Source organism: Synechocystis sp. PCC 7339 (assembly GCF_019924095.1).
Classification (GTDB): domain Bacteria; phylum Cyanobacteriota; class Cyanobacteriia; order Cyanobacteriales; family Microcystaceae; genus Synechocystis.
Window position 1 is genome coordinate 1,316,820 of the sequence record NZ_CP063659.1, and the last position, 24,640, is coordinate 1,341,459.

At 47.7% G+C, this 24,640-nt stretch carries 25 protein-coding genes; 16 read left to right on the forward strand and 9 right to left on the reverse strand.

Annotated features, from left to right (window positions below):
- Positions 1 to 18: 18 nt before the first annotated feature.
- Genes IQE94_RS06170 through IQE94_RS06185 form a run of 4 tightly spaced genes read left to right on the forward strand, consistent with a single transcriptional unit; the run spans position 19 to position 5,271 of the window.
- Entirely contained in the window at positions 19 to 1,377 is a 1,359-nt protein-coding gene (locus IQE94_RS06170) for a lipopolysaccharide biosynthesis protein (protein ID WP_223342926.1), read from the forward strand.
- The gene (locus IQE94_RS06175; protein WP_223342927.1) at positions 1,378 to 2,445 is read left to right on the forward strand and encodes a polysaccharide biosynthesis/export family protein; all 1,068 of its coding nucleotides are present in this window, start codon (positions 1,378 to 1,380) and stop codon (positions 2,443 to 2,445) included.
- A gap of 31 nt (positions 2,446 to 2,476) precedes the next feature.
- On the forward strand, positions 2,477 to 4,003 hold the full coding sequence (locus IQE94_RS06180) for a hypothetical protein (protein ID WP_212716841.1): 1,527 nt from the start codon (positions 2,477 to 2,479) through the stop codon (positions 4,001 to 4,003).
- A complete protein-coding gene (locus IQE94_RS06185) occupies positions 4,000 to 5,271 on the forward strand; it encodes an O-antigen ligase domain-containing protein (RefSeq protein ID WP_212716842.1) in 1,272 nt (423 codons plus the stop codon). The genes IQE94_RS06180 and IQE94_RS06185 overlap by 4 nt, the downstream gene beginning before the upstream one ends.
- A 14-nt stretch (positions 5,272 to 5,285) precedes the next feature.
- On the opposite strand, the gene IQE94_RS06190 is transcribed toward IQE94_RS06185, so the two are convergent.
- From IQE94_RS06190 to IQE94_RS06200, 3 genes are all read right to left on the reverse strand, one after another.
- Positions 5,286 to 7,652, reverse strand: coding sequence for an NACHT domain-containing NTPase (locus IQE94_RS06190; RefSeq protein ID WP_223342928.1), 2,367 nt, complete (start codon positions 7,650 to 7,652; stop codon positions 5,286 to 5,288).
- A 96-nt stretch (positions 7,653 to 7,748) separates the two neighbouring features.
- Positions 7,749 to 8,681, reverse strand: a complete 933-nt coding sequence (locus IQE94_RS06195) for a PleD family two-component system response regulator (RefSeq protein WP_212716844.1) — start codon at positions 8,679 to 8,681, stop codon at positions 7,749 to 7,751.
- A gap of 82 nt (positions 8,682 to 8,763) precedes the next feature.
- A complete protein-coding gene (locus tag IQE94_RS06200) occupies positions 8,764 to 8,910 on the reverse strand; it encodes a hypothetical protein (RefSeq protein ID WP_223342929.1) in 147 nt (48 codons plus the stop codon).
- Positions 8,911 to 9,064: 154 nt separating this feature from the next.
- On the opposite strand from IQE94_RS06200, the gene IQE94_RS06205 reads away from it, so the two are divergent.
- From IQE94_RS06205 to IQE94_RS06220, 4 genes are all read left to right on the forward strand, one after another.
- Positions 9,065 to 10,105 (forward strand): glycosyltransferase family 2 protein, encoded by a 1,041-nt coding sequence (locus IQE94_RS06205; RefSeq protein WP_212716845.1) that lies wholly within the window; start codon positions 9,065 to 9,067, stop codon positions 10,103 to 10,105.
- Between the two features lie 130 nt (positions 10,106 to 10,235).
- Complete coding sequence (gene pssD / locus IQE94_RS06210; RefSeq protein ID WP_212716847.1) at positions 10,236 to 10,688, forward strand: PssD/Cps14F family polysaccharide biosynthesis glycosyltransferase; 453 nt, start codon at positions 10,236 to 10,238, stop codon at positions 10,686 to 10,688.
- 82 nt (positions 10,689 to 10,770) lie between these two features.
- Positions 10,771 to 11,358, forward strand: coding sequence for a glycosyltransferase (locus tag IQE94_RS06215; RefSeq protein ID WP_212716849.1), 588 nt, complete (start codon positions 10,771 to 10,773; stop codon positions 11,356 to 11,358).
- A gap of 78 nt (positions 11,359 to 11,436) precedes the next feature.
- Complete coding sequence (locus tag IQE94_RS06220; RefSeq protein ID WP_212716851.1) at positions 11,437 to 11,751, forward strand: STAS domain-containing protein; 315 nt, start codon at positions 11,437 to 11,439, stop codon at positions 11,749 to 11,751.
- Between the two features lie 61 nt (positions 11,752 to 11,812).
- Here IQE94_RS06220 and IQE94_RS06225 read toward each other — a convergent pair whose 3' ends face one another.
- The 3 genes from IQE94_RS06225 to IQE94_RS06235 form a co-directional block, all read right to left on the reverse strand.
- Positions 11,813 to 12,304, reverse strand: coding sequence for a transposase (locus IQE94_RS06225; protein WP_212716853.1), 492 nt, complete (start codon positions 12,302 to 12,304; stop codon positions 11,813 to 11,815).
- An 85-nt stretch (positions 12,305 to 12,389) separates the two neighbouring features.
- The gene (locus IQE94_RS06230) at positions 12,390 to 12,569 is read right to left on the reverse strand and encodes a hypothetical protein (RefSeq protein WP_212716855.1); all 180 of its coding nucleotides are present in this window, start codon (positions 12,567 to 12,569) and stop codon (positions 12,390 to 12,392) included.
- Positions 12,570 to 12,614: 45 nt separating this feature from the next.
- Positions 12,615 to 12,758 carry a hypothetical protein gene (locus IQE94_RS06235; protein WP_212716857.1) on the reverse strand — a complete coding sequence of 48 codons (144 nt, stop codon included), beginning with the start codon at positions 12,756 to 12,758 and terminating at the stop codon, positions 12,615 to 12,617.
- Between the two features lie 428 nt (positions 12,759 to 13,186).
- On the opposite strand from IQE94_RS06235, the gene hypA reads away from it, so the two are divergent.
- The 6 genes from hypA (at position 13,187) to IQE94_RS06265 (ending at position 17,204) form a co-directional block, all read left to right on the forward strand.
- Positions 13,187 to 13,528, forward strand: a complete 342-nt coding sequence (gene hypA / locus IQE94_RS06240; protein WP_212716859.1) for a hydrogenase maturation nickel metallochaperone HypA — start codon at positions 13,187 to 13,189, stop codon at positions 13,526 to 13,528.
- A 127-nt stretch (positions 13,529 to 13,655) separates the two neighbouring features.
- A complete protein-coding gene (locus tag IQE94_RS06245) occupies positions 13,656 to 14,147 on the forward strand; it encodes a DUF4079 domain-containing protein (protein ID WP_223342930.1) in 492 nt (163 codons plus the stop codon).
- A gap of 12 nt (positions 14,148 to 14,159) precedes the next feature.
- Positions 14,160 to 15,452: a lipid-A-disaccharide synthase gene (locus IQE94_RS06250; RefSeq protein WP_249213892.1), complete on the forward strand. Its 1,293-nt coding sequence runs from the start codon at positions 14,160 to 14,162 to the stop codon at positions 15,450 to 15,452.
- Positions 15,453 to 15,621: 169 nt separating this feature from the next.
- Positions 15,622 to 15,996, forward strand: a complete 375-nt coding sequence (gene rplU, locus IQE94_RS06255; protein WP_212716864.1) for a 50S ribosomal protein L21 — start codon at positions 15,622 to 15,624, stop codon at positions 15,994 to 15,996.
- 106 nt (positions 15,997 to 16,102) lie between these two features.
- Positions 16,103 to 16,366, forward strand: a complete 264-nt coding sequence (gene rpmA / locus IQE94_RS06260) for a 50S ribosomal protein L27 (protein WP_194014495.1) — start codon at positions 16,103 to 16,105, stop codon at positions 16,364 to 16,366.
- A gap of 112 nt (positions 16,367 to 16,478) precedes the next feature.
- Positions 16,479 to 17,204, forward strand: a complete 726-nt coding sequence (locus IQE94_RS06265; RefSeq protein WP_212716866.1) for a M15 family metallopeptidase — start codon at positions 16,479 to 16,481, stop codon at positions 17,202 to 17,204.
- Positions 17,205 to 17,256: 52 nt separating this feature from the next.
- Here the strand turns inward: IQE94_RS06265 and IQE94_RS06270 are convergent, their stop codons facing one another.
- Entirely contained in the window at positions 17,257 to 17,688 is a 432-nt protein-coding gene (locus tag IQE94_RS06270) for a VOC family protein (protein WP_212716868.1), read from the reverse strand.
- A gap of 166 nt (positions 17,689 to 17,854) precedes the next feature.
- Between IQE94_RS06270 and dnaX the strand changes: the two genes are divergently transcribed.
- Positions 17,855 to 20,311, forward strand: coding sequence for a DNA polymerase III subunit gamma/tau (gene dnaX, locus IQE94_RS06275; RefSeq protein WP_223342931.1), 2,457 nt, complete (start codon positions 17,855 to 17,857; stop codon positions 20,309 to 20,311).
- A 38-nt stretch (positions 20,312 to 20,349) separates the two neighbouring features.
- Here the strand turns inward: dnaX and IQE94_RS06280 are convergent, their stop codons facing one another.
- Positions 20,350 to 20,574: a hypothetical protein gene (locus IQE94_RS06280; protein ID WP_212716872.1), complete on the reverse strand. Its 225-nt coding sequence runs from the start codon at positions 20,572 to 20,574 to the stop codon at positions 20,350 to 20,352.
- Between the two features lie 194 nt (positions 20,575 to 20,768).
- Between IQE94_RS06280 and ileS the strand changes: the two genes are divergently transcribed.
- On the forward strand, positions 20,769 to 23,642 hold the full coding sequence (gene ileS, locus IQE94_RS06285; RefSeq protein WP_212716874.1) for an isoleucine--tRNA ligase: 2,874 nt from the start codon (positions 20,769 to 20,771) through the stop codon (positions 23,640 to 23,642).
- Positions 23,643 to 23,768: 126 nt separating this feature from the next.
- Here the strand turns inward: ileS and IQE94_RS06290 are convergent, their stop codons facing one another.
- Positions 23,769 to 24,638 carry an aldose epimerase gene (locus IQE94_RS06290; protein WP_212716875.1) on the reverse strand — a complete coding sequence of 290 codons (870 nt, stop codon included), beginning with the start codon at positions 24,636 to 24,638 and terminating at the stop codon, positions 23,769 to 23,771.
- Positions 24,639 to 24,640 lie beyond the last annotated feature (2 nt).

Here is a 24,640-nt window from a genome sequence, read left to right on the forward strand (position 1 = left end):
CTAAATGGCGGAATGTCGTTGGCAATCTCTTACAATGAAGCCTTCAAAGTCAAATCAATCCGGTATCCAGGGACGGTTAGGGGAGAAGAAACCCGGGTGAAGGAATTAATCGCCAAGCTTAAAGCCAAATTTAGCCACAAAGACGGTACTTTTGTGCGAAACCTCGGTTGGCTGGGGGGATCGGGGGCGATTATTCGGGTTTCCCGGTTGATTGCAACGGTTATCCTAGCCCGATTTTTGACCAAGGAAGATTACGGCCTGGCGGCGTTGGTGTTAACCACCAATGAGTTTGTGCGAGTTTTTACCCGTAATGGGGTGGTCATTCGCCTGATCCAAACTGAAGCAGAGCGGTTGGAAGAGTTGGCCGAATCGGCCTACTGGCTCAATTGGCTGATGTTTATTGGGTTATTTATGGTGCAATGTTTAGTGGCGTTCCCCATTGCTACTTTTTACGACAATCAACGCCTAATTTTGCCCATCTGTGCCATGGCAGTGAACCTGCTCACTATTCCCCTGGGCATTATCCAAGCGGCCCTAATTCAGAGGGAAGGACGGTTTAAAATTATTGCCCTGGCGGAGTTAAGCCAAATTTCCAGCGACAATATCCTCTCCGCCATCTTTGCCCTGTTGGGGTTTGGTCTCTGGGCGATTATTTTGCCTAAAATTTTAGTAGCCCCCATTTGGGTTTACTTTATGCGCCGCTACCATCCTTGGCGACCTTCTAAAGGGTTTCACCGTCATCACTGGGGGGATTTAATTGGTTTTGGTAAATCGGTGTTGGGGGTGGAGTTGTTAAATACCCTGCGTAGTAATTTGGATTACCTCATCATTGGCCGCTTTTTGAGCGTGGAAGCTTTGGGGGTTTACTACTTTGCTTTTAATGCTGGTCTAGGTATTAGTTTGGGCATTATCACCTCCATTAAGGCGGCTCTGCTCCCCCACCTGTGTGACGTGCGGGATAACTTGGCCCAGTTCCGGGCCCGCTATTGGCAGAGTCAAAAAACCATTGCCATGGTGATTATTCCCTTTGTGCTTCTACAAGCCAGTTTGGCGCCCTTTTATGTGCCCCTCGTTTTTGGTGATCGGTGGGCTGGAGCCATTCCTATTTTGATGTTAATTTGTCTATCGGCCATTCCTCGGCCTTTTGCCGATGCTGCTTCCCAATTATTGCTAGCGGTGGATAAGCCCCAATGGGACCTTTGGTGGAATTTAATTTTTACTACCCTTTTTGCTGGTTGTTTAATGTGGGGAGTGCAAGGGGGCAATGTGGGGGTGGCGATCGCCGTTTTGGCCACTCATTGGCTCTGTTTACCCCTATTTTCGCTTTGGGCTTCCCGCACAATATTTCGACGTTTGGCTTTGGCCGGGGAAGTATAAATGATGAGGCGTTGGTTGCTTACTTTGGGATTACTTGCACTGGGTTGGCAACAAGGGGTCTGGGCCCTACCCTTTTCCCCAGGCGATCGCCTGGAAGTTTCCATTCCCAACGAAAAATATTTTGCTGGGGTTTACGTAGTCAACCAGGTCGGGGTGATCGAAGTGCCTTTTTTGGGGCCCGTGGCTGTGGAAGGGTTAGAAAGTGCCGCAGTGGAAGAAAAACTCCATCAATTACTAACCGACCAGGGTTATTTTCCCCCGGATAAACTCCAGCTATCAGTGCAGGTGCTGCAATGGGCTCCGGTACAAGTGACGGTGGCAGGGGAGGTATTCCAGCCAGGGCGGGTACTGATTGAAAATCCTGGAGAACCCAGCAACGAAATTACGGTGCCTCCAGAAAGTCAGTCGGTGACGGGGGATTATCCTTTTTGGCGCTACGGCATTAACGCACTCCGGGCCGTGGGGGGCGTTTTACCCACAGCGGATGTAGCCAATATTGTGGTGCAACGGGGAGAGGAAGAAATTCCCCTAGACCTGTCGGGGGTATTCACCGGGGATGCGGTGGCCGATATTCCCCTCATGGCTGGCGATCGACTAGTGGTGCCCAGCACTGGCCAGGTGCAACCGGCCTTGGCACGTCCCTCCCAAATCACTCCCCCTGGTATAAAGGTATTTATTTCTAACCTCACCGTACCTGCCAATAGCAATGCCACCTCGGCAGTGGGGAACCAACAAGAAGGCATCACCTTTCCCTATGGGGCCCGCTTTAGTCAGGCAGTGGTGGCGGCCAACTGTGTGGGGGGTACTGCTAATGTCAACGCCAATCGCCGCGCTATTTTGGTGCGGGTGGACACGGCCAGTGGAGCAACCCTGGTCACCGAAAAACCGGTGGAAGAATTGGTGCGTAATTCCCACAGCAACACAGACAATCCCCTACTCATGCCAAGGGACGCCATTGCTTGTTACGATTCCGGTATGACCAACACTAGGGATATTTTCCGCTCCATCACTGATTTACTCAGTCCCCTAGACCCCTTTTTGATTTTCCGTAATCTTTTCTTCCGTTAGGGGTTTTAACTATACCGTTAGGTTAATCGCTATGGCCACCACTTCCTCCTCCCCAACTAAGGACCGGTTTCCCAACGGTAATGAATCTGAAGCCCTTAAATCCCCTGAAGATGGTGCCATGGACAATGTTGAGGTAGGGGAAATGGATGGAGAAGAGGGCATCGCAACAGTTAAACCAAGATTAAGCTTGCCTTTGGGGCGCATTGCTAAATATTTAACTTTGGCGGTGGGGGCAAATACATTACTGTGGGCGGGAACGTTAAGTTACCTGAAGCACACCGCTCCCACCTACACCAGTGAATTAGTGGTGCATGTCGCTGGTAATGCCCTGGGGGTAAACCTCAACCTCCCCGACGTGGGCCAGGCGGCCACTTCCACCACCTCCGCCTTTGGCAGTTCTTCTGACCCAAGGGAAAATTACAAATTACTAGCCCTGGGGGATACGGTGATTCAAGAAGCGGCGGCCAGTGTGAGCATAGATGTGGAAGAATTTGGTGAGCCGAAAATTATCCTCATTCCCAACACCACCACGATTCGTATTTCCCAATCGGGTCCTAGCCCCCAGATAGCCCAACGCAAAGCCCTCAGTTTGTACCAAACCCTAGAACGGCGGCTCAATACCCTGAGGCAAATTGAACAGGAAAAACGGGACGGGGCCATTACTTCCGCCCTGGAGGATTCTCAAAACAAACTTACCCAGGCCCAAGCCCAGTTATCAAACTATAAAGCCCAGTCTGGCTTGAGTTCTTCCCAACAGGTGACTAATTTGATCAGCACCATCGAGACTCTCCGCAAACAACGGGCGGAAAAGGTGGCCGAAAGTCAACAAATTGGCGATCGCCTGCAAAGTTTGACCTTAGCGGTGCAATTAACGCCGGAACAAGCTCCCACGGTGTTGGCTCTGCAAACAGACCAATATTTTCAGAAGAGTTTGCAAGAATATACCACCGCCAGCACACAGTTAAATGCTCTGTTGGAAGAGCGGGGCCCCAACTATCCAGATGTGGTGCAACTCAAACAAAAGCAAGGGGCGGCCCTGGCCACGGTGCTGGAACGGGGTCAAGCTCTTTTGGGTAAGGCCATTACCCTGGAGGAAATTGAACGGTTGAATTTGGATAATAGCAATGAGTCCGGTGTGAAGCGGGGGGAACTGTTTCAGCAACTAATTACCCTGCAGGCTGAGTATGAGGGCATTAGGGCGGAGGTGAATGCGTTAACCCAACAGGTGAGTGAGCTAGAAGCTCGGCTGAAAATTATGGTGCAAAAGGAATCGGTGCTGGAAAACTATCTCCGTAAAGTGCAGATAGCGGAGGCCATTTTTACTTCCACCCTAGCTAAGGCGGATTTGGGCAAAAGTGACCCCTTTGGTTCCTTTCCCCTGATGCAATTGGTGGAGCCCCCCACCTTGCCCGATACCCCCTCCGCACCGAAAACTAAGCTAGTGCTGGCCGGAGCGGCGATCGGTTCTGCCCTGGTTACCTTTGGGCTGACCTTACTGTGGTGGCGCAACACAATTTTAATAGTACTGACCAAAATTTCTCGCCAAATCCTCGCGTGAACGATCCCATCAAGCCTGAAAATTTTCCCGAACGGCTGGTTTGGTACAGCATGGTCTACATTTATGGTTTTTACCTCCTGGGGGCCACCTACATTGTCGGGTCGGTGTTGGGGGTAATTCTGGGACTATACGTAGGGCTGAAATGGTGGTTGCAAACGGAAGCCACCCCGGAAGCGGAAAAAATTAAAATCCATTGGCTGATCTGGGTTTGGATCATTAGCATGGCAATGATGCAGGTGGCATTAGTGATGGGACATTTAGATTTTGACCTGCCCACAAGCACCATTATCAAATCCTCCATTGGCTGGCTCAAGGGATGGGCGGCCCTAGCCCTGTATCCCCTGGCGGGCTGTTTACCCATTCGGCCCCGACTGATTTACCGAGCCGTTTGTGTGATCTGTTTGCAAACCCTGCTCATTTCTCCCCTACTAATCATTGCGCCCCTACTCCATTTCCCCGAAATTCTCTATGTTTCTCCCCTCAAAGCGGTGGGAGGCCCAGGCACAACTTTTTTTGATGTTTCTTTTTACGAAGTGGATTTTGACGGTTCCATTCGTCAGCGGTTGTTTACTCCCTGGGGGCCGGCGTTGGGCTTTGTGGCCAATATCTATTTCGTGCTCGCCCTTAAGGAAAAAAATAAAAAATGGCGTTGGTTTGGCATTATCGGTTCCCTCTACCTAGCCCAAATTTGCAAGTCCCGCCTGGCGATCGTTTCCCTGATTTTGACCCCCATTTTCACCTTTTGCCTGGCCCGTCTCAGTCGTCCCTTTACCCTCATGGTGTTGGGCATAGGGAGTACCATTACCGGCATCATGGCGCCCTGGTTATTCAACTTATTGGATACCATAATGCGAAAATTCACCGAGGCTCGGTCGGAATCTAGCCGAGTGCGCACCACCTTGAAGCAAATTGCCGGTTATCGCTGGGAAACGGAAGCTCCCATTTGGGGCCATGGCATTGTGGAATCGGGACCCCACGTGGTGGAATATATGCCCATTGGCTCCCACCATACTTGGTACGGTTTGTTATTTGTCAAGGGCATTGTTGGTTTTTATGCTTTGGCCATTCCCATGGTTCTTAGTCTTTTTTTGTTATTAATTAAAGCCCAACGCTATGCAGTGGCGGAGGCGGGATTGGCAGTATTATTTATTCTTTTTCTCTACACTTTTGGGGAAAATTTAGAAATCCTCGCCTATCTTTATTGGCCTGGTCTAATTATCATGGGACTGGGTTTTTATGCTTCTGGCGATCGCCCGGATTATCAATGAGTCAATGTCACTAGCTAAGGTAAGTTGCTAGAAATTGATGGTGCATAGATCAAGAGATTATTTTCCAGTTCTGCCTGCACAGCGGGGCTAACATAACAACCACTGTGGAGACATTTATGGAAGAAAACTAGCCCATGGTAATATTGCCGCAAAAGATTAATTTGGCTGGGGCTTAGTTCAGCTACACAACCAAGCTGATGATGTTGACACACGATGGTTTTCATCCCCTGATACCAATCTGGCCCCTGCATCCGCCACCATTGCAACAGGGACGACTTCTCTTCCATGGGGGAAGGTAGTTGCTCTTTGCAAATTTGTAACGCTTTCGTCAAGGCAGGAGTGAGGGAAAATTTTCTTTCAATATCAAGGGCAAAGCCAAGGTTTAAATACTGCTCAAAAGTAGGATTTTGGGCGAGGGACTGGGCTAAGGAAAGTATACGGATCAATTGTAAATCTAGAGAAATTTCCTGGTGGGGATTTTCACTCAAACTCTGGTCTAGACGGGTAGCTAAATTAAGTCCAAAATCGTAGAGAATGCCCAAATAAAAAGCCCTAATGGCCACGGGTTTATGGTTAGTCTGGAGTAATTCACTTTTGGTATCTAAATATTTTATTACAGCAATTAAACCAGCATCACTGGCCACTAGGTGATCGAGCTCGAATTTCAGTTGCAGTAGAAAATCATCTGCTAGGGGAGCAAGGGAAATGGCCAGAGCAATAACTTCCTGCCAATGGGGATCAGTGAGCCGTTGGGCAATAATTTCGGGGTCATTAACTACGGAATCTGCAATGGCTAATTTTTTGCAAAAAACCCACTGTTGAGCCGTCAAATATTCCTGAAAAATGACATGGGAAAAGCAATACACTGCCTTGGCTTGCTCCACCAAAAGCCCATGTTGCACTTGAATAGCTCGTAGGACATTCTCGCTTTTGAGCCACAGCAAATCCCCACTAACGGGGGCGCTGGCAATGCTAGCTAAATATTGTTGAATAATTAATAAAACTTGATCTTTTTCAAAATAAAAATAACCCTGCGCAAACATGCGGGCAGCTATTTCTGATAATAGTTTTAACTTTTGGGGTAGAGTTAACTCGTTATAGCCATAGTCTGTTTGAAATGCCTGGGAGCGGGAACCCCGGTTAAGCAGAACGTTTAGCCCTTCTTTATACAGTTTGGCTGGTTTACTGGGCAGTTGGGCCCTTTCTTGGAAAGCACAGCAAATTAACTCTAGTAAAAGGGGCGTTTTGGCTAGTTCGAGGACGAAGCGATTTTCTGGTCGTCGAAGATGGGCTAATAACTGGTCGCTTTTGCTAATTTTGTCATTGTCTTCAGGGACAACGGACTGGTTAAACCAATTGTCAATATAGGATTTAATTTGGTGCTCATTGGCATTGGCAACTTCCAGGTATGTAAAACCAGTAAAAAAGTAATTTTGAGCAGCAATGCGGGAAGTAATTAAGATATTATTGTTGGGAAAAGATTGCACAAATTCCTGGATTTTTTGCAGAAATTTTTCACTGGTTTTGCGGGAAATTTCATCCAATGCGTCCAATAGTAACCAGAATTTGCCCTGTTGCAGTAACTCAGTTTGTAGCTCCGGAGTAATCTCTTCGATCACCAATAGGGTTTGGAGATAATCTGTCATACTCCAATCTGGTTCATGCTGTTGGTAGCGTTCAATGTCCCGCAGGGGGATGAAAACAGGGATATGATCGGGCTGAATTTGGCTGTTGTAACACTGTAGAGCTAGGTACTTCAACAAGGTAGTTTTGCCGGAGCCGGGCCGGCCCAAAATGATCAAATGTCCATGGTGGTCGATGGCCTCCTGAATGGATAAACCCATGGGCTGGGGCTGGGTCACACCTTGGAGCAAAGACCCTTGTAAATCATCTACCTCCAACCATTGTTGGTGGCTAAGGTGGGGCAACAAACTCAGATCAGTGTAAATTTCGTCTAAGGCAAACTGCTGGGTCAAGTTAAAGGAAGATTGTACCCTGCTGTACTGCTTAAAGAACTGGTATCTCAACTTAGCTTTGACCGCTAAATAGGTTTCCTCCAAGCTTGGTGGGGGCTGGGGCACGGTGGCTTCCATAACCAGGCGATCACCTGCCTCGATGCTAACGCCTTCATCTACATTGTCAGGGTCATCTTCTCCCTGGGGAAGATCGGCAATTTCCTCCCAATCTAGGCCCAACTGAAAACATAGTTCCATGAAAATGTAACGCTCCACGGGCCTGCCGCTGAGAAACTTCCAGACCGAATTGCGGGTGGAAAGTCCAGCTTCAGTCGCTAAATAAGCCTGGGTCCAGCCTCGTCTGGTCATGGCCTGTTTTGCCCTGGCTTGACCGCTAGAGGAAGACTTGAGGGAACGTTTGCTCATGAATTTTTCCACAACAACAGTTAGCCATCCCAAACCCCATCGCACTACTATTGTTAACTCGGCTGTAGATGGGGGAAGATGGTCGGCTATTCTTTATTATCCATCGGTTTCCTGGAGTAGGAATCCCAGAAGATGGGAAAGATTTTCCCCTTGTTGAGTTACTTCCGTCTCCGCCATATCAAGATCCGATCGCCATTGGATAATCACTAGTCCTAGGGGCTGACCCCGCCAAGCAATGGGCTGAACCGCCGTGGGAAATAGGGCCATGGAAGGCAACTTGGTTGACCAATGGTTCTTTGCCGAAGGAGTCACACCGGCTTTAAACAAAATGCCTCCATCTATTTGCAGGCAAACTAAGGCGGCAAAGTCATCATTAATAGCGGTGAAATCAATCCCCATAGATTCCACTTCCGGATCGATAACCACAAAAGGAATGGCATCGGCGATCGATGCCACCAGCACAATGCGCAATCCGTTGAAAAGTTTTAATGCCCCTGTGAGCATGCCGTTGAGGTAATTTTGGTTAGGATTAGTCTGGGCCAAAGACCGCCAATTTTCTTGCCAGAAACTATCCCAGTTCCTACGGGAAACCAACTCCTTCCGGGCGGCTTCTACTTCGTTGAACAAGGATTTGAGATTAATTAGTTGATGAATGCGACGACGGAAAGAAGACCAGTGGATCGGCTTATTGATGTAGTCCGTTGCTCCGGCCGTAAAGGCTTTATCAATGGATTCTTGATCATCCAAAAAAGTGATCATTAAAATGGGCACTTTATATCCTCCAGGCAGAAGACGGATTTGCTCGCAACAGGTGAAACCGTCCATACCGGGCATAATTGCATCCAACAGTACAATGTCCGGTTGTAACTGGATAAATTTATCGAGGCACTCCTGACCGTTAGTGGCTTCCGCCAACCGATAATTATCCTCTTTAAGAGCCATCAACAGCAGCGATCGGGTGACTCTATCGTCTTCAACCACAAGAACCTTAAAAGTGCGTTGCCCACCGGCCAGATCATCAGACAACATTATTGTGAATAAACCCTGAATTAACGAGAGATGATTGGTGTCATTGCTTGCTTAAAGAAAAAATCTCACTATTGCCTAATTTTTAGAGAAAATAAAGCCCCACAGACCGCCAAAAATAGTTTTCGTGCTGAGGAGGAGTGGTTTTTGTCTTCGTTTCCTGCACGGGTTCGGCCCCGTAAACGGTGAGATAGCCTTGATGGACAGATTTTATTGTAACTATTTTGGGCATGGCATTTCACCCCATTGGGTTAGACGTTTGGAACCGATTAATCAGAAGTTAGACAAATTTGCCCTGAAGTTAAACATTGGCGTCAACAGGAACGTAGGTCCTCGTCCTCCATCATTGGAGTTATGGAAAACGTTTCGCCCCGAGGATGCCTACGATGAAACTAGTCTCTGTGATTATTCCCCTCCACAACACCGAAGCCTACATTGCCGATACAATTCGTTCTGTGCTGGCCCAAACCTATACCAATTTTGAACTCATAGTTGTGGATGATGAATCCAGCGATCAGAGTGCGATGATCGTGCGTCAGTTCAAGGACCAACGGATTAAACTAATTCATCAGAAAAATCGGGGACTAGCGGGGTCGCGCAACACGGGAATTCGCCAAGCCCAAGGTGAATATTTCGCTTTTTTAGATGCGGATGACCTCTGGTTACCAGAAAAATTGGCCAGCCACGTTGAACATCTAGACCAAAATCCCCACATTGGGGTAAGTTTTAGCCGTTCTTCCTTCATTGATGGTCAAGGTCAACCCTTGGGTATCCATCAAATGCCCAAGTTAAAAGACATTGATGCCGGCCATCTCCTCTGCCGTAATCCCGTGGGCAACGGTTCTGCTCCAGTAATCCGTCGCCAGGTATTGGATGATATTGGTTTTTTGGACGATCGCCATGGTTTTCCCGAGTTCTGTTACTTTGACGAAGCGTTCCGGTTGCGGTCAGAGGACATTGAATGTTGGATTCGCATTGCCATTGTGACCGACTGGGTAATAGAAGGCATTCCTGCTGCGTTAACTCTCTACCGTGTCAATAATCAGGGACTGTCGGCGGATGTGGACTTGCAATTCCAGTCCTGGCTCCAGGTAATGGAAAAAACTGCCCAGTATGCACCAGCATTAGTGGCCCGATGGGGCAAACCGGCCAAGGCTTATCAATTGCGTTACCTGGCTCGGCGGGCAGTGCGCTTCCAAGACACACACAACGCCCTGAATTTATTAGGCCAGGCCCTCAGCACCCATTGGCAAATTATTCTAGTGGAACCCCGTCGCACCGGCCTGACCATTGCCGCTGCCTGTTTACTCAAAATCTGTCCCCCTACTTTTTATCAATCCATCGAGGCGATCGCCATTAAAGTTACCGGAGCTCTGCAGGCCAGAAAAATTGAACGGGAAGCCAACGCTTCGTTCCAACTGGTCTAGGGAATTTACTGGGAATTTCATCAAAAGCATTAGGTTAGACAATTACGTAAACACGACTGTAAACATGCCCCCCTCATACTGAAAATTAAGGAAAACGGGGTATGCCCCCACCATCAATGGGATGCAGACAATGAAACTTTTACTGATTAGCTCCAGCGGCGGCCACTTCAATGCCCTATGTCAACTGGCTTCCTTCTGGAAAAACCATGATCGCCAATGGGTCACCTTCCCCACCGCCACCACCTGCAATTACCTCGCCCAGGAAAAAGTCCATTGGGCCTTTGGCCCCACCAACCGAAATTTGCCCAACCTCTGCCGCAATCTGGGTTTAGCCGCCTGCATTATCTACCAAGAACGGCCAGACATGGTGATCACCACCGGAGCCGGGGTAGCAGTGCCCTTCCTTTTATTCGCCAAACTGTTGGGCATTAAAACTATTTTTATTGAATCCTTCACTAGGGTTAATGACCTCAGCCTCTCTGCCAAATTAATTCTGCCCTGTATTGATGTGCTCTATGTGCAGTGGAAACAGTTACAACAGCGTTATCCCCAAGCTAAGTTGATCGAAGTTTCAGTCCAATAAATAGCAATAATCTGATTATTTTTGCATCTTTTCTATTTAAATTTACTAAACCCAATACCCTTCCCAAAAACTAATTCAAGCCATGATTTTAATTACCGTCGGCACAGAAAAATTCCCCTTCAACCGTCTCCTGCAATGGATTGATTATCTAATTCAACAGCAATTTATTAATCCCCAACAAGAAAAGGTACTAATTCAATATGGCAGTTGTACATTTCTGCCCCAAGGGGGAGAAAAATATCAAGTTTTGGTAGAAGCAGATTTTAAAACCATGCTAGACCAGGCCCGACTAATTATTTCCCACTGTGGAGAAGGTAGTTTCGACATTCTCGCCAAACTAAACAAACCCTTTATTTTGGTTCCCCGTAGCCATGGGTTCGATGAACATGTGGACGACCATCAAGTGGAACTGGCCCAAGCCTTAGCCGAAAAGGGAGTGCCCATTGCCTATACCCCCGGTGATTTGGTGCGGTTTCTGACTAACCCTGTCCATGTTGTCGTCCCGGCTCCCAGTCATTGCTATGCCCAGGCCAGTCAGTGGTTAACCCAGACAGCCCAGACGGCTCAACCACCTCGCAGAAGTTCTGTTTATCCAGGCTGGATCAACGCTGTAGTCGAATTTGCTAAGGGCTTAGCCCGCCGTTTACCAGATTTTGCCCAGGAAGGCTAATGTTTTTCCCCAAGGTAATCTGCCAATAACTCGTTCCCCCCTCCCTAACCATATTGTTCACCTTACCAAAACTCCATTATGAATATTTCCTCCTTAGCCCCGATCCCTTACCAACTAGAAATTGTTAATCCAACAATCTATTGCCCGTCGGAGCACATTGCCCCCCAAGAAATGTTCGACTGGATTCACCATGCTCCTTTCTCCACATTGATTATTGATTTGGGACAAGTAAAAACTATCCATAGCAATTTACTGATGATCCTAGCCAAAGCCCAGCATCAGGCAAGAAAAATAAGCAAAACCATTGCCCTGACTTCCGTTTCTCCAGAATGGAAAATTGTCCTGGAGATTTCCAAACTGGATGGCCTATTCCCAATCTTGCCGTCGTTGTAGAGCCAGTTATTATTCACATTCAACCAATCTTCAACTGGGACGGTTACGGCGGATTTGGCGTCTAAGTGTCATAGTAGCAACAATGAGTAAAATAGTTCCGTCTAATTGTGGCAGAATTTAAGATAATGCCGATTGCTGCTAAGTTTTCAACAGATTCTTTGCCTTGAGGTCTAAATCTCCGAATAAAAGCCTTGAGTTCCCACCAAAAATGTTCAATGGGATTAAAATCTGGGGAGTAGCGTGGTAAATAAATCACCTTGGCTCCTGACGCTTCGATCATTTCTTTGACTCCTTGAACTTTATGAGCATTGAGATTGTCCATAACAACGACAGTACCTTCCCAGAGTTGTGGGATGAATTCTTCTTTGACAAAATCTATGAACAGTTCTCCATTCATAGATTTAGGTAATAATTTTAAGCATAAAATCCCCGACAAACTCATTGCTCCTGCATAGTTGAGGCGGGCGCCCCTGTAGACAGAATCAAAGTCATAGGCTCTAGTTCCCATAAGACTTCTCGGCATATCTCGCATAATTCCCAGTAAGATGCCCATTTAGTCAAGAAATACTAAATTTTCAGGTTTCTCTTTCACAATTAAATGCCAATATTCCTTTCTTTCTTGTTGAATTTCTTCTGAGCTAGCTTTGCGATTCCTTTTTGTTTTTTTTTCGTGTTAATCTCAGGGTTTGTAAGAAGCGACACATGGTAGGTTCGCTGATTTTAATACCAGTTTTTTCTAGCCATAGCTCACAGTATTCTGAAAGAGTATAATCGGGATATTCTGCCACCATTGCTATAGCCTGCTCTTCTTTACCCATCAGCTGACTAGGTTTCCCTCCACTTGGAGCTTTTGGACAAACTTGTCACATTTCTCGTTTTAGTTTAAGCAAATCCTGTACCGTTGTTTTGCTCACTTGAAACTGCTTTGCTACTTTTCTAATCGAGGTTTGATCGCCTTCATAGGTCTTGACTATTCTCTCTCTGATGTCCACTGATAGAGCAGACATTTTACTTTTCGGTGAATTTTTACTTATGTTTATCGCCTACTTTACCACTTCGTCATGGAATCCGCCGTATCCCTCTTGCGTCAGGCTGGGCAAGTCGATTTGCTGGAAATCATCGAAAGCCTTTAGCAACAACGGTTTTATGTGGTGTACTTAATAAGATATTGTCTCCCATGATTGTCGAGTCTTGAAAACATTGAAACGCCTCCACATTGAGACTTTTTATGTAGTACTGAAAAATATTCTTTCCGAGATTCAGGAAAGAGGTGCATTTACAAACGTTGTCAAACATTTCGACACTTTATCATTGATTGCTATGGTTCCTCATTGACTTTATGAGCCGAGCTAAACTTAATTTGTTTGAGCTTTTGTGAACATTTAAACTTGTTAAATAAAAGTGTTTTTAGGAAGAATTAGTTGAAGTCAGGTTTATGCATGAAGTTAGTCTGATGGAACAAACTTTGGAGATCGCCATTGCCCAGGCGGAGAACCATGGAGCCAGTAAAATTCACCGCTTAACCCTACGGGTGGGGCAACAGTCTGGGGTAGTGACCGATGCCCTGCGGTTTGCGTTTGAAGTGGTGCGACAAAACACCATGGCCGCTGAAGCTAGATTGGAAATTGAAGAAATTCCCGTTACCTGTCATTGCCAACGGTGCCAACAAAATTTCCAGCCAGAGGATTGGATTTACCGTTGTCCCCAATGCGACCAGATTAGCCAAACAGTACTGGATGGCAAACAATTAGAACTAGCATCTCTAGAATTGAGCTGAGCCTCTGCCAAGTCCCAACCCGGGGAAGAACCGCCGTCACCATGGGCTGTGTTAAATTTCTTTAAGCAACCGTAGCTCAGCTTTTCCCAAGCTGAATTAACTACGACCAATCATCAACTTGATTAAAATGATGTTTCCTCTACTTGCCCTTGAGATTCCTGAACCGGTTAAAATTTATAGCCAATTTGGCCATCCCATCATCATGTGGGCGCTGTTCTTTACTTCGATGTACGCCATGTGGCTGGGATTCCAGTCCCGAAAAATTCGCTCCGCAGAACCGGAAAAGCGGAAGGAGTTGATCCAAAAAGATGTTAAGGGTAAGCATTTTATCCTCGGCTCTCTCCTACTTTCTTTGATGGTTTTGGGCACCATTGGCGGCATGGCTGTTACCTATATCAACAACGGCAAACTGTTTGTCGGCCCCCACTTACTCGTTGGTCTTGCCATGGTCGCTTTAATTGCTACGGCGGCGGCGTTGGTACCCTGGATGCAAAAGGGTAATGAAACGGCCCGTTTAACTCACATCACCCTCAACGTTACCTTGATTGGTTTATTTGGTTGGCAAGCTTTCACCGGGGTGGAAATTGTCCAGAGAATTATTAGCAAATTGGGTTCCTAGGTTGTTACTGTTTTGCAAACTTTGCCCGTATTAACTAATCCCGTTGACGTTTTAATTCTGTCCAATGGCCCAGGGGAAGTGACCACCTGGGTTCGTCCCGTTGTCCATGCTTTGCGTCAACTGCCAAATGGCGATCGCCTGAGAATTTCGGTGATGCTTTCCCCCTGTCCCCATGCCATGGGTAAAGAAGCGGAGGTAGTGCGTAGCTATGGGGAAGTGAATCGGGTGCAGAGCAGTGAACATTTTTGGAATTTCTTGCTCTGGGGTAAAACGGCGGAGTCATGGCCCTGGCATGCCCACGGGGTGGTTCTTTTTTTAGGAGGGGACCAATTCTTTGCCCTGGCGATTGCCAAACGTTTAGGCTATCGTTCTGTGGTCTATGCCGAGTGGGATGCCCGCTGGCCCCGGTGGATTGACTCCTTTGGGGTGATGAATGGACAAGTACGCCAAGCTTTACCCCGGATTTATCAAGCAAAAGCCACCGTAGTGGGGGATTTGATGGTGGATGTGGATGCCACTGATTCCCCAGTAGATCCATCGGCCAAACCGTTAATCGGCCTACTGCCCGGTTCCAAGGCGACTAAACTTAGCCAAGGGGTTCCCCTGGAAGTGGCGATCGCCGTGGAGTTGCATAAAATCCATCCCCAATGTCAATTTGTGCTCTTTTTAGCGCCCACTGTGGATTTGGCCCAATTGCAAAGCTACGGCCAGGTAAAAACCAATCCCTTGGTTAGTGCCATGGGCAACATTGAAATAGAGGTGGTGGAAAAAGAGGGACAAGAACCCTATTTGTTGACCGCCACGGGGTTAAGAATTGATATCTGCCGCCAATTTCCCGCCCTGACGGCATTAAAAACATTAACCTTCGCCTTAACCACAGTGGGGGCCAACACCGCTCAATTGGGAGCTTTAGGTATTCCCATGGTGATTTTATTGCCCACCCAACACACGGAAGCCCTCAAACATTTAGACGGCTTGCCGGGATTAATTGCCCGTATTCCCTGGGTCGGGCCCCAATCCACCCGCTTGATTAATTACCTCATTGCCAAGAAAAAACGTCTTTTTGCCTGGCCCAATCTCTGGGCTGGTCGGGAAATTGTGCCGGAATTGATGGGGGATTTAACGCCCGCTGGGGTAGCTAGTCAATTAACACCTTGGTTAGATGATCCTGAACAGTTAACCCAGATACGCCAAGAATTACAGCAGGCACGGGGCCAATCCGGAGCGGCGATCGCCATGGCCGAGTTAGTCGCAGAACAAATTGCGGTTCAGCAAAAGCCAGTTAGGATGAGTTTGACAAAATAGCTAGCAACTTAGAAAATAGAAGATCGCTTGTCAACTATCCCGCTCGGATCAGGTTACGACAATCATCAGCAAAAAATGCCAAAGCTGGCGGGTTTTTCCTGAAATTCACTGGAATAAACCGGAAAACTTGACGGCGGCATACCTGTACGGCAATCTACGCAAATAAATTATGAGTTACGCCATTATTGAAATTGGGGGCACCCAAGTTCGGGTCGAGCCCGGCCGTTTTTACGAGATTAATCACCTCGACGGAGCACCGGAAGACAGCTATGTTGTCGACAAAGTGTTACTGGTCAAAGACGGCGACAATGTTACCATCGGCCAGCCCTACGTAGCCGGGGCCACTGTGGAAGGGGAAATTCTCTCCCACCGTCGGGGTCGCAAGGTCATTGTTTATAAAATGCAACCCAAAAAGAAAACCCGCAAAAAACGGGGTCACCGTCAAGAGTTAACCCGTCTGTTGATCAAGTCCATTTCCGTTAACGGTAAGGGGATCGCCGAGGCACCCGAAGTGGATGCCAAAACCCCAGTGGTGGCAGGTTAAGACTGACCAGCTAAAGCCACCCAAATTTGGCTAAATTGTAGATTGGGCTAACAAAAAAGCCCCTAACTACCCCACTAATCCAACCTAATCAGGATCATTAATAACCATGGCACATAAGAAAGGAACGGGGAGTACCCGGAACGGTCGGGATTCTAATGCCCAACGCTTGGGAGTCAAACGCTACGGTGGTCAAACCGTCACCGCCGGCAGCATCATTGTTCGTCAACGGGGCACCCAAGTTCACCCGGGTAACAACGTTGGCCGGGGCAGTGATGACACCCTTTTCGCTTTGATTGACGGCGTGGTTAAGTTTGAGCACAAAACCAGAAGCCGTCGTAAAGTGAGCGTATATCCCGCCACTGCTGAATAAAATTTCATTCAGTTAAAGTTTTGAAAATCCTCCAAATTTTGGGGGATTTACTATTTTTTATCCTTTTTTACCTTGGTAATCTGGTTTAAATACCCGTTTCTGCGTCAAATCAATGAAACTTTACCGTTCTGTTTCCATCCAAGATTGTGGTGAATTCCTTGCTCCCATCAATCTTAAAGGTGTTAAGTTGCTCGAGCCCCATCCCTACGAAAAATTGGGCGTCGACTATCAAGGGCGATCGCCATATATGTTACGCATCGGGGTATTAAAAAGATTGGATCAAGCCCGGTTGACCTTGGCTGAGATTGAACCGACATGGCAAATTTTAGTGTTTGATGCCTATCGACCCATCGCCGTTCAGCAATTTATGGTGGATCATACTTTTACCGAAATTGTGGCTAGAGACGGTTTACAGGGGCAAGTTTTAACCTCCGAGCAAAGGGAAAATATTTATCAGCAGGTCTATCAAATTTGGGCTATTCCCAGTTCCAATCCCCTCACTCCTCCCCCCCACAGCACCGGAGCAGCCTTAGACATAACGCTACTGGATCAATCGGGCAAACCTGTAGATATGGGGGGAGAAATTGACGAACTTTCGCCCCGTTCCCAGCCCAATTATTATCAAACAGCACAAGCAAAAAGTGATACTCAAAGGGAAGAATTTAAACGCTATCAACAGCGTCGGGAGCTTTTAAATAAGATTATGGAAAGTGCTGGATTTTTACGACATCCAGGGGAATGGTGGCATTTTTCCCAGGGGGATCAACTCTGGGCATGGCAATATAATCAACAACATCCCGATCGCCAAAAGATTGCCTATTACGGCCGGGTTGAATAATGTTTCAAATTTCGTTTACAAACTTTAAATTTTAAGTGATAAATTTATCTGCCTAGCGATCGCCAATGGCCACAAATTCTTTCACACCAAAAATTGCTTCCCGGTGACGATACCATTTAAATTCCAGGTAATTATGGAAGGGGTCAGCTAGGAAAAAAGTGCGATGCTCCGTCAACTCTCCTCCAAAACGGAGCTTGGGCGGCAAATGATAGGCAATGCCCTGGGTTTCCACTCTGTCACAGAGAGTAAACCAATCCGCCTCGGCGGTGAACACTAAACCAAAATGTCGGGGATAGATGCCCTGTTGTTTTACCAACGGCTCCAGGGTAACGTGGGCCACCACTTGATGGCCATAGAAATCCAGAATTACTGCCTTATCGGTTTCCCTACCGGCCTTGGCCCCCAGGCGATCGCAGTAAAATTCCTTGGTTTTCGGAATATCATTAACGGGGATGGCGAGGTGAAAAATAACAGGGGCTGTCATCGGCATTGCACTCCAGCCTTACAAATCGGCACTGACCCTCCTATTCTAAGCTTCTTGCCCCTTGCCTTTGCTCCCGCCGTCACAGGCTGTTAACTTGACTTCTTTTTTTGCCTTTTGGAGTTAGGCTGAGAATCCCCCTGTTTGTCGATCGCCCGGTTACTCCGCCATGGCTTACGAACCTCTGCACCATAAATATCGCCCCCAGACCTTTGCGGATTTGGTGGGTCAAACGGCGATCGCCGCTACGTTGAGCAATGCCATCGCCCAGGAACGCATTGTTCCCGCTTATCTGTTCACAGGACCTAGGGGAACGGGGAAAACTTCTTCAGCACGAATTTTGGCCAAGTCCTTAAATTGCATAAGTGGCGATCGGCCTACCGCTAGTCCCTGTGGTCAATGTGCCACCTGTCGCTCCATTACCAATGGTTCCGCTTTAGACGTAATTGAGATTGATGCGGCCAGTAATACAGGGGTTGATAATATTCGGGAGATTATTGAAAGGGCCCAATTTGCCCCAGTGCAATGTAGATATAAGGTTTATGTTATTGACGAGTGTTTAACGGGAGATTCACAAATCTTGACCCGCAAGGGCTTAATGTCGATTGATAATCCCCAAATTAAAGGACAGGAAGCTCTTAGTTACAACGAAAATTTACAGCAATGGGAATATAAAAAAATTTTAAGATGGCTTGACAGGGGAGAAAAGAAAACATTAATCATTAAAACAAAGAACTCCACAGTACGCTGTACGGGCAATCATTTAATTAGGACTGAAGAAGGATGGACAAAGGCAGAAGACATCGCCCCAGGAATGAAGATACTATCCCCTGTGAATGTGGATGTGGTACAAGCAAAATCTCTTCAATGGAATACAAATTTCGAGGAAGTTGAATCAGTTACTAAGGGCATAGTAGAGAAAGTTTATGATCTGGAAGTAGAAGACAATCATAATTTTGTCGCTAATGGCTTACTGGTTCATAACTGCCATATGTTAAGCACTGCGGCCTTTAACGCCTTACTAAAAACCCTAGAAGAACCGCCGGAACGGGTTGTTTTTGTTTTGGCCACCACCGATCCCCAGCGGGTGCTACCCACCATCATTTCCCGCTGTCAAAGATTTGATTATCGCCGCATTCCTCTAGAAGCAATGGTTAACCACCTGCGCTACATTGCCCAGCAAGAACAGATTTATATTGACGACCCAGCTTTGACCCTAGTGGCCCAAATTGCCAATGGTGGTTTACGAGATGCGGAAAGTTTATTAGATCAACTAAGTTTACTGCCCGATCTAATTACCCCTGATAAGGTTTGGGATCTTGTGGGGGCAGTGCCGGAGCAGGATTTGTTGACCCTCCTAGAGGCGATCGCCAGTGATAATGCAGAAACGCTGTTGAGCACCTGTCGGCAAATTTTGAACCGGGGACGGGAACCCCTGGTGGTATTACAAAACCTAGCAAGCTTTTACTTAAACTTACTCATTGCCCAAACTGCGCCCCAACGGTCGGATTTAGTGGCGGTGACAGCGGAAACTTGGCAAGCACTCTGCGGTCTGGCTCCCCAGTGGGAGAGGGGGGTAATTTTACAAGGACAACAAAAACTGAAGGAGAGTGAAATCCAAATTCGCAATACCACCCAACCCCGACTCTGGTTGGAGGTGACCCTGTTGGGCTTGTTACCATCAGCCTGTGCAGTGGCAACCGTTGCAGTTCAGCAATCTTCAGCCAAAACATCTGGGGGCCAACGGACAGCCCAGGTAAAACCCAGTAATGTGGTGGCCTTTCCCAATGGCCAGCATAACCATCTAACGGTGGTGGAATCCCCCATTACCCCGCCACCCCCCATTCCCGAAACCATCGAGCCGGAACCAACCCCAGAGTCCCAGCAATCTAGCCCTGGAGTGAGTGATGCCCATTGGGATCTGTCCCAAGTGTGGGAAGAAACGCTAAATAACCTGGGAGCCCTTAGTCAGTCATTATTTAAATCCTTTGGTGCTTTAGTTGGCTTAGTGGGCAACAATGCCACTGTGAGTGTCACCACCCAACAATTGCTGAAAATTGCGGCAGGCAAAAAAGACGAACTGGAAGCTGCTTTGGGGCAAGCCTGCGGCCAATCAATGAAAGTGAATTTGGTGGTGGGCAAACCTTCAGCCCCGGCGCAAACTCCAGCTAGTGCTTCTCCTGCCGCTAAAAGCCACCCTAAACCGCCTGCTTTCACCTCGGAACCAAGCCCTCCTCCGACAAAAACCGTAGCTTCCACTCCCCCGACGTCTCCACCGATCGCCTCTGGAACTGCCACTTCGGAAATTAAACCTTCTCCCCGACGGGAATCCCATGGTCAGCCCAGACCAATACCGCCACCGGAACCAGTCAGCGAAGCCCCTCCTCCAGAAAATATTAGTGAAACTGCTACCCGTAAGGCGATCGAGCAGTTCGCCAAAAATTTTGATGGGGAAATTGTGGCGTCCGATGCCACTCCCCAACAGGGAACTGATAATGGAGAGAATTTGCCGAAAGATCTAGATCAGCCTCCCATGGATCGCAACGAGCATCTTCAAGCGAACCAACCCACCGTGCTCAATCGACCGGCGATCGCCCCGGAAGAAGAAGAAGATTTACCTTTTTAGTGCCTGTTGCTCAGGTCTGACTTTTCACCTAACTGGACCTATGGCTTTTCGGCAAAGAAGCCCTTAACTTTTTCTACCCCCGTTTGCACATCCTGCCAGGAAAGTTTGAGCAGGGAAAACAGGCCCACAAATACCAGGGCAATGCCAATGAGAAAATTACTATCGGCCAAAACTAGCCCAACAACGACGATGAAATAGGGGGAAAGGATCGCGCTAACTTTTTCCACCACCTGGACGGTTTCGGTCTGTTTTGGTTCATTCATAGCCCGTTGTTCCGGAAAAATGAGCAGGTTGATAGAGGATTATCCCTTGGAATTATACTGGCCCGCCAGGGGAGATCAAGCAAAAACCAGCCGATGGCGATCGCCGAGGGGGGAGTAAAACAGCGGTGGATGGGTTAGGAAAACGGGGTAAAATCAGCAAGTATTCCTATGCACAATTCTGCCCTAAAGCCACTGTGACTGAAGCCAAAAGTTATAAAGACACCGTTAACTTGCCCCAAACCCGCTTTGATATGCGGGCCAATGCCAGCAAAAGAGAGCCGGAAATTCAGCAATATTGGCAGGAAAAAGGAATTTACGCCGACCTAGCAGAAAATAATCCCAAAGACTTGTTTGTGCTCCACGACGGGCCGCCCTACGCCAACGGGGCTCTACACATGGGCCATGCGTTGAATAAAGTTTTAAAGGATATTGTTAATAAATATAAACTATTACAGGGCCATAAAATCCACTATGTCCCCGGTTGGGACTGCCACGGTTTGCCCATTGAGCTAAAAGTTTTGCAAAGCTTGAAAAGCAGCGAACGGGCAGAATTAACTCCCCTCACCCTCCGGCACAAAGCCAGGGATTTTGCCCTCAAAGCCCAGCAGGAACAGGCGGTGGGATTCCAGCGTTATGGCATTTGGGGTGATTGGGAACACCCTTATTTAACCCTAACCCCCGAGTATGAAGCGGCCCAAATTGGCGTATTTGGGGCCATGGCGTTGAAAGGTTACATCTACCGGGGTTTAAAACCTGTCCATTGGAGCCCCAGTTCCCGCACGGCATTGGCGGAAGCGGAGTTGGAATACCCGGAAGGGCACACTTCCCGCAGCATTTACGTTGGCTTTCCTGTCACCCAGGCGGGAGAAAAGGCTACAGAAATTCTAGCGCCCTACGTTGATGATTTAGCGGTGGCGATCTGGACCACTACTCCCTGGACTCTGCCCGGTAACTTGGCGGTGGCATTGAACCCAGATTTAACCTACGCAGTGGTACAAACGGAATCCCATATTTTTCAGAACAGTCACCTAATTGTGGCACTGGATTTGGTGGAAAAATTAAGTGAAATCTTTGGGGTCAAATTAACTGTTAAAACCACCATCAAGGGGGAAGCCCTGGAAAATGCCCAGTATCGCCATCCTCTATATGATCGGGTTAGCCCCATTGTCATTGGTGGAGATTATGTCACCACGGAATCCGGTACAGGATTAGTTCACACAGCCCCCGGCCATGGTCAGGAAGATTACATTGTCGGGCAACGGTACGGTTTACCGATTTTGTCCCCGGTAGATGGAGCAGGCAATTTGACGGCGGAAGCGGGGCAGTTTGCCGGTTTAAATGTGCTCAAAGATGCCAATGAAGCGATTATTAATGCCCTCCAAGATCAGAAAGCGTTATTGAAGGAAGAGGCCTATGAGCATAAATATCCCTACGATTGGCGCACCAAAAAACCGACTATTTTCCGAGCCACGGAACAGTGGTTTGCCTCAGTGGAGGGTTTTCGAGACCAAGCCTTAAAAGCTATCAAAGAAGTTACCTGGATTCCTGCCCAGGGGGAAAATCGTATCACTCCCATGGTTGGCGATCGTAGTGATTGGTGTATTTCCCGGCAACGGGCTTGGGGGGTACCTATTCCCGTATTTTACGATGAGGAAACCAATGAGCCTTTGTTAACGGAAGAAACCATTAACCATGTGCAACAAATCATTGCCGAAAAAGGTTCTGATGCCTGGTGGGAGCTAACCGTGGAGGAGTTATTACCGGAAAGCTACCGTAACAACGGGCGTACTTACCGTAAAGGGGAAGACACCATGGACGTCTGGTTCGACTCTGGCTCCTCTTGGGCGGCGGTCGCAAAAGCAAAAAATCGGCCATTAAAATACCCTGTGGATATGTATTTAGAAGGTTCCGACCAGCATCGGGGTTGGTTCCAATCTAGTTTGCTCACCAGTGTGGCGGTCAATGGCATTGCCCCCTACAAAACTGTGTTGACCCATGGTTTTGTCCTGGATGAGAAGGGCCATAAAATGAGTAAGTCCCTGGGCAATGTGGTGGACCCTTACCAGATTATTAATGGCGGTAAAAATCAAAAACAGGAACCCGCCTATGGAGCTGATGTGTTGCGCCTTTGGGTCGCTTCGGTGGATTACGCCAACGATGTGCCCATTAGTCAAAGTATTCTCAAACAGTTAGTGGATGTACGCAATAAAATTCGCAATACCGCTCGATTTTTACTCGGTAATTTGCATGATTTTAATCCTGAAACCGATGCGGTGGCCTATGAAGATTTGCCAGAATTAGACCGCTATATGCTGCATCGAATGACCGAAGTATTTACGGAAGTGACGGAGGCTTATGAAAGTTTCCAATTCTTCAAGTTTTTCCAAACGGTGCAAAACTTCTGTGTAGTCGATCTATCTAACTTTTATTTGGACATTGCTAAAGACCGTCTGTATATTTCTGCTGCCAATGCTCCCCGCCGCCGCAGTTGCCAAACCATTCTCCAGTTAGCGTTGGAAAATTTGGTCAAGGCGATCGCCCCGGTGCTGTGTCACTTAGCAGAGGATATTTGGCAATTTTTACCCTACGAAAAACCAACGGAATCAGTGTTTCAAGCTGGTTGGGTAAGGCTAGAGCCCCAGTGGCAACAGCCGGAATTAGCCCAAACCTGGGTTAAGTTGCGCCAATTACGCACGGAAGTTAACAAAGTTATGGAATCGGCCCGCACAGCCAAGGCGATCGGTGCATCTTTGGAAGCTAAAGTATTAATCCACACCCACGATGAGCATTGGTCGCAGTTACTACAGTGTTATAACCAAGGAGAATCCAATCAAGTGGATACTCTGCGTTATTTATTGCTGGCTTCCCAGGTGGAATTGTCGGAGGATCCCGCTGGAATTAATGCCTTGCAATTCAAGGCGGAAACAGATGAGCTGACCTTAGGCATTACCAATGCAGATGGTCATAAATGTGAGCGTTGCTGGAATTATTCCACCCAAGTTGGAACCTTTAGCAATGACCCCACCATTTGTGAGCGGTGCAATGAGGCTCTCCAGGGAAATTTTTAGATCTCCATGGTCTGAACAGAGTTAATTGAGCCATAGTTCAAGGGATGGTTTCGGGGGTTTTCACGACCCCCTCCCTTAAGTTGGAACTGCCAACAGACTGTTATTCAAGGGAGAAAGACAGCAAAATCACTCCATTGATACCTGAAAATTCACCCAGGCGGAACGGGAAGAATAGGGTTCCACCCAGGCTAACTGCTCGCCGCTATTGAGGGCATTGCGGGGGCCACTCCAAGGTTCCAGGCAAAGATAATCTTTCCCGGCCACAGTCCACAACACCAGAGTTTGGTAAAGTTCGCTGAAGCTAACTTCTATCTTCACATTCCGGTCTGGGTCGACAAAATGGGCCCTTGGTTGGGAAATTTGGGTAAAGGCTAAATCCAATTCCGGGGCAGTGAGGTCCAGTTGGCCATCATAGTCATGGCGATCGCCAGTTTTTTGGTCTAGGTAATCATGGGCGGGAATTGCTAACGTAACCCTTTGCTTCTCTCGGCAAAAAAAGTAGGGATGCAATCCAAGGGAAAAGGGCATTCGGCGATCACCAAGATTGGCAATACGTTGTTCAATGCGGAGGTTATGGCCCTGGAGTTGATAGCTAAAAACTAGTTCAAATTCAAAGGGAAAAGCCTCGAGGGTGGCATCATTGTGGCTCAACCGTAAATCTAACCGGGCACTATCTTGGGCTTGCTGGCCAATTACTTCCCAAGGCAGATCCCTAGCAAAACCATGTTGTCTGAGACGATAACTTGTACCTGCATGGTCAAACTGATCATGGGGCAGATTGCCGCAAATGGGAAATAAAATCGGGATCCCCCCCCGCACCGACAGGGATGGATCTTGGAACCGCTCTTGATCAAAATATAGGACGGGTTGACCTTGAATAGTCCACTCAGTCACCAGGCCGCCCCGCCCCGGCACAAGGGAAAGTCGAGCCAAACTTTGATCGTCTTCCAGATGGTAGGTCAACGGGCGATCGGGAGTAAAACTAATGTTGTACATGG

Coding starts and splice junctions, on each gene's coding strand:
- IQE94_RS06175 (WP_223342927.1), top strand. CDS start 1,378: ATGATGAGGCGTTGGTTGCTTACTTTGGGATTACTTGCACTGGGTTGG.
- IQE94_RS06180 (WP_212716841.1), top strand. CDS start 2,477: ATGGCCACCACTTCCTCCTCCCCAACTAAGGACCGGTTTCCCAACGGT.
- IQE94_RS06190 (WP_223342928.1), bottom strand. CDS start 7,652: ATGAGCAAACGTTCCCTCAAGTCTTCCTCTAGCGGTCAAGCCAGGGCA.
- IQE94_RS06195 (WP_212716844.1), bottom strand. CDS start 8,681: ATGTTGTCTGATGATCTGGCCGGTGGGCAACGCACTTTTAAGGTTCTT.
- IQE94_RS06200 (WP_223342929.1), bottom strand. CDS start 8,910: ATGCCCAAAATAGTTACAATAAAATCTGTCCATCAAGGCTATCTCACC.
- IQE94_RS06205 (WP_212716845.1), top strand. CDS start 9,065: ATGAAACTAGTCTCTGTGATTATTCCCCTCCACAACACCGAAGCCTAC.
- pssD (WP_212716847.1), top strand. CDS start 10,236: ATGAAACTTTTACTGATTAGCTCCAGCGGCGGCCACTTCAATGCCCTA.
- IQE94_RS06215 (WP_212716849.1), top strand. CDS start 10,771: ATGATTTTAATTACCGTCGGCACAGAAAAATTCCCCTTCAACCGTCTC.
- IQE94_RS06220 (WP_212716851.1), top strand. CDS start 11,437: ATGAATATTTCCTCCTTAGCCCCGATCCCTTACCAACTAGAAATTGTT.
- IQE94_RS06225 (WP_212716853.1), bottom strand. CDS start 12,304: ATGGGCATCTTACTGGGAATTATGCGAGATATGCCGAGAAGTCTTATG.
- IQE94_RS06230 (WP_212716855.1), bottom strand. CDS start 12,569: ATGGGTAAAGAAGAGCAGGCTATAGCAATGGTGGCAGAATATCCCGAT.
- IQE94_RS06235 (WP_212716857.1), bottom strand. CDS start 12,758: ATGTCTGCTCTATCAGTGGACATCAGAGAGAGAATAGTCAAGACCTAT.
- hypA (WP_212716859.1), top strand. CDS start 13,187: ATGCATGAAGTTAGTCTGATGGAACAAACTTTGGAGATCGCCATTGCC.
- IQE94_RS06245 (WP_223342930.1), top strand. CDS start 13,656: ATGATGTTTCCTCTACTTGCCCTTGAGATTCCTGAACCGGTTAAAATT.
- rplU (WP_212716864.1), top strand. CDS start 15,622: ATGAGTTACGCCATTATTGAAATTGGGGGCACCCAAGTTCGGGTCGAG.
- rpmA (WP_194014495.1), top strand. CDS start 16,103: ATGGCACATAAGAAAGGAACGGGGAGTACCCGGAACGGTCGGGATTCT.
- IQE94_RS06265 (WP_212716866.1), top strand. CDS start 16,479: ATGAAACTTTACCGTTCTGTTTCCATCCAAGATTGTGGTGAATTCCTT.
- IQE94_RS06270 (WP_212716868.1), bottom strand. CDS start 17,688: ATGACAGCCCCTGTTATTTTTCACCTCGCCATCCCCGTTAATGATATT.
- dnaX (WP_223342931.1), top strand. CDS start 17,855: ATGGCTTACGAACCTCTGCACCATAAATATCGCCCCCAGACCTTTGCG.
- IQE94_RS06280 (WP_212716872.1), bottom strand. CDS start 20,574: ATGAATGAACCAAAACAGACCGAAACCGTCCAGGTGGTGGAAAAAGTT.
- IQE94_RS06290 (WP_212716875.1), bottom strand. CDS start 24,638: ATGTACAACATTAGTTTTACTCCCGATCGCCCGTTGACCTACCATCTG.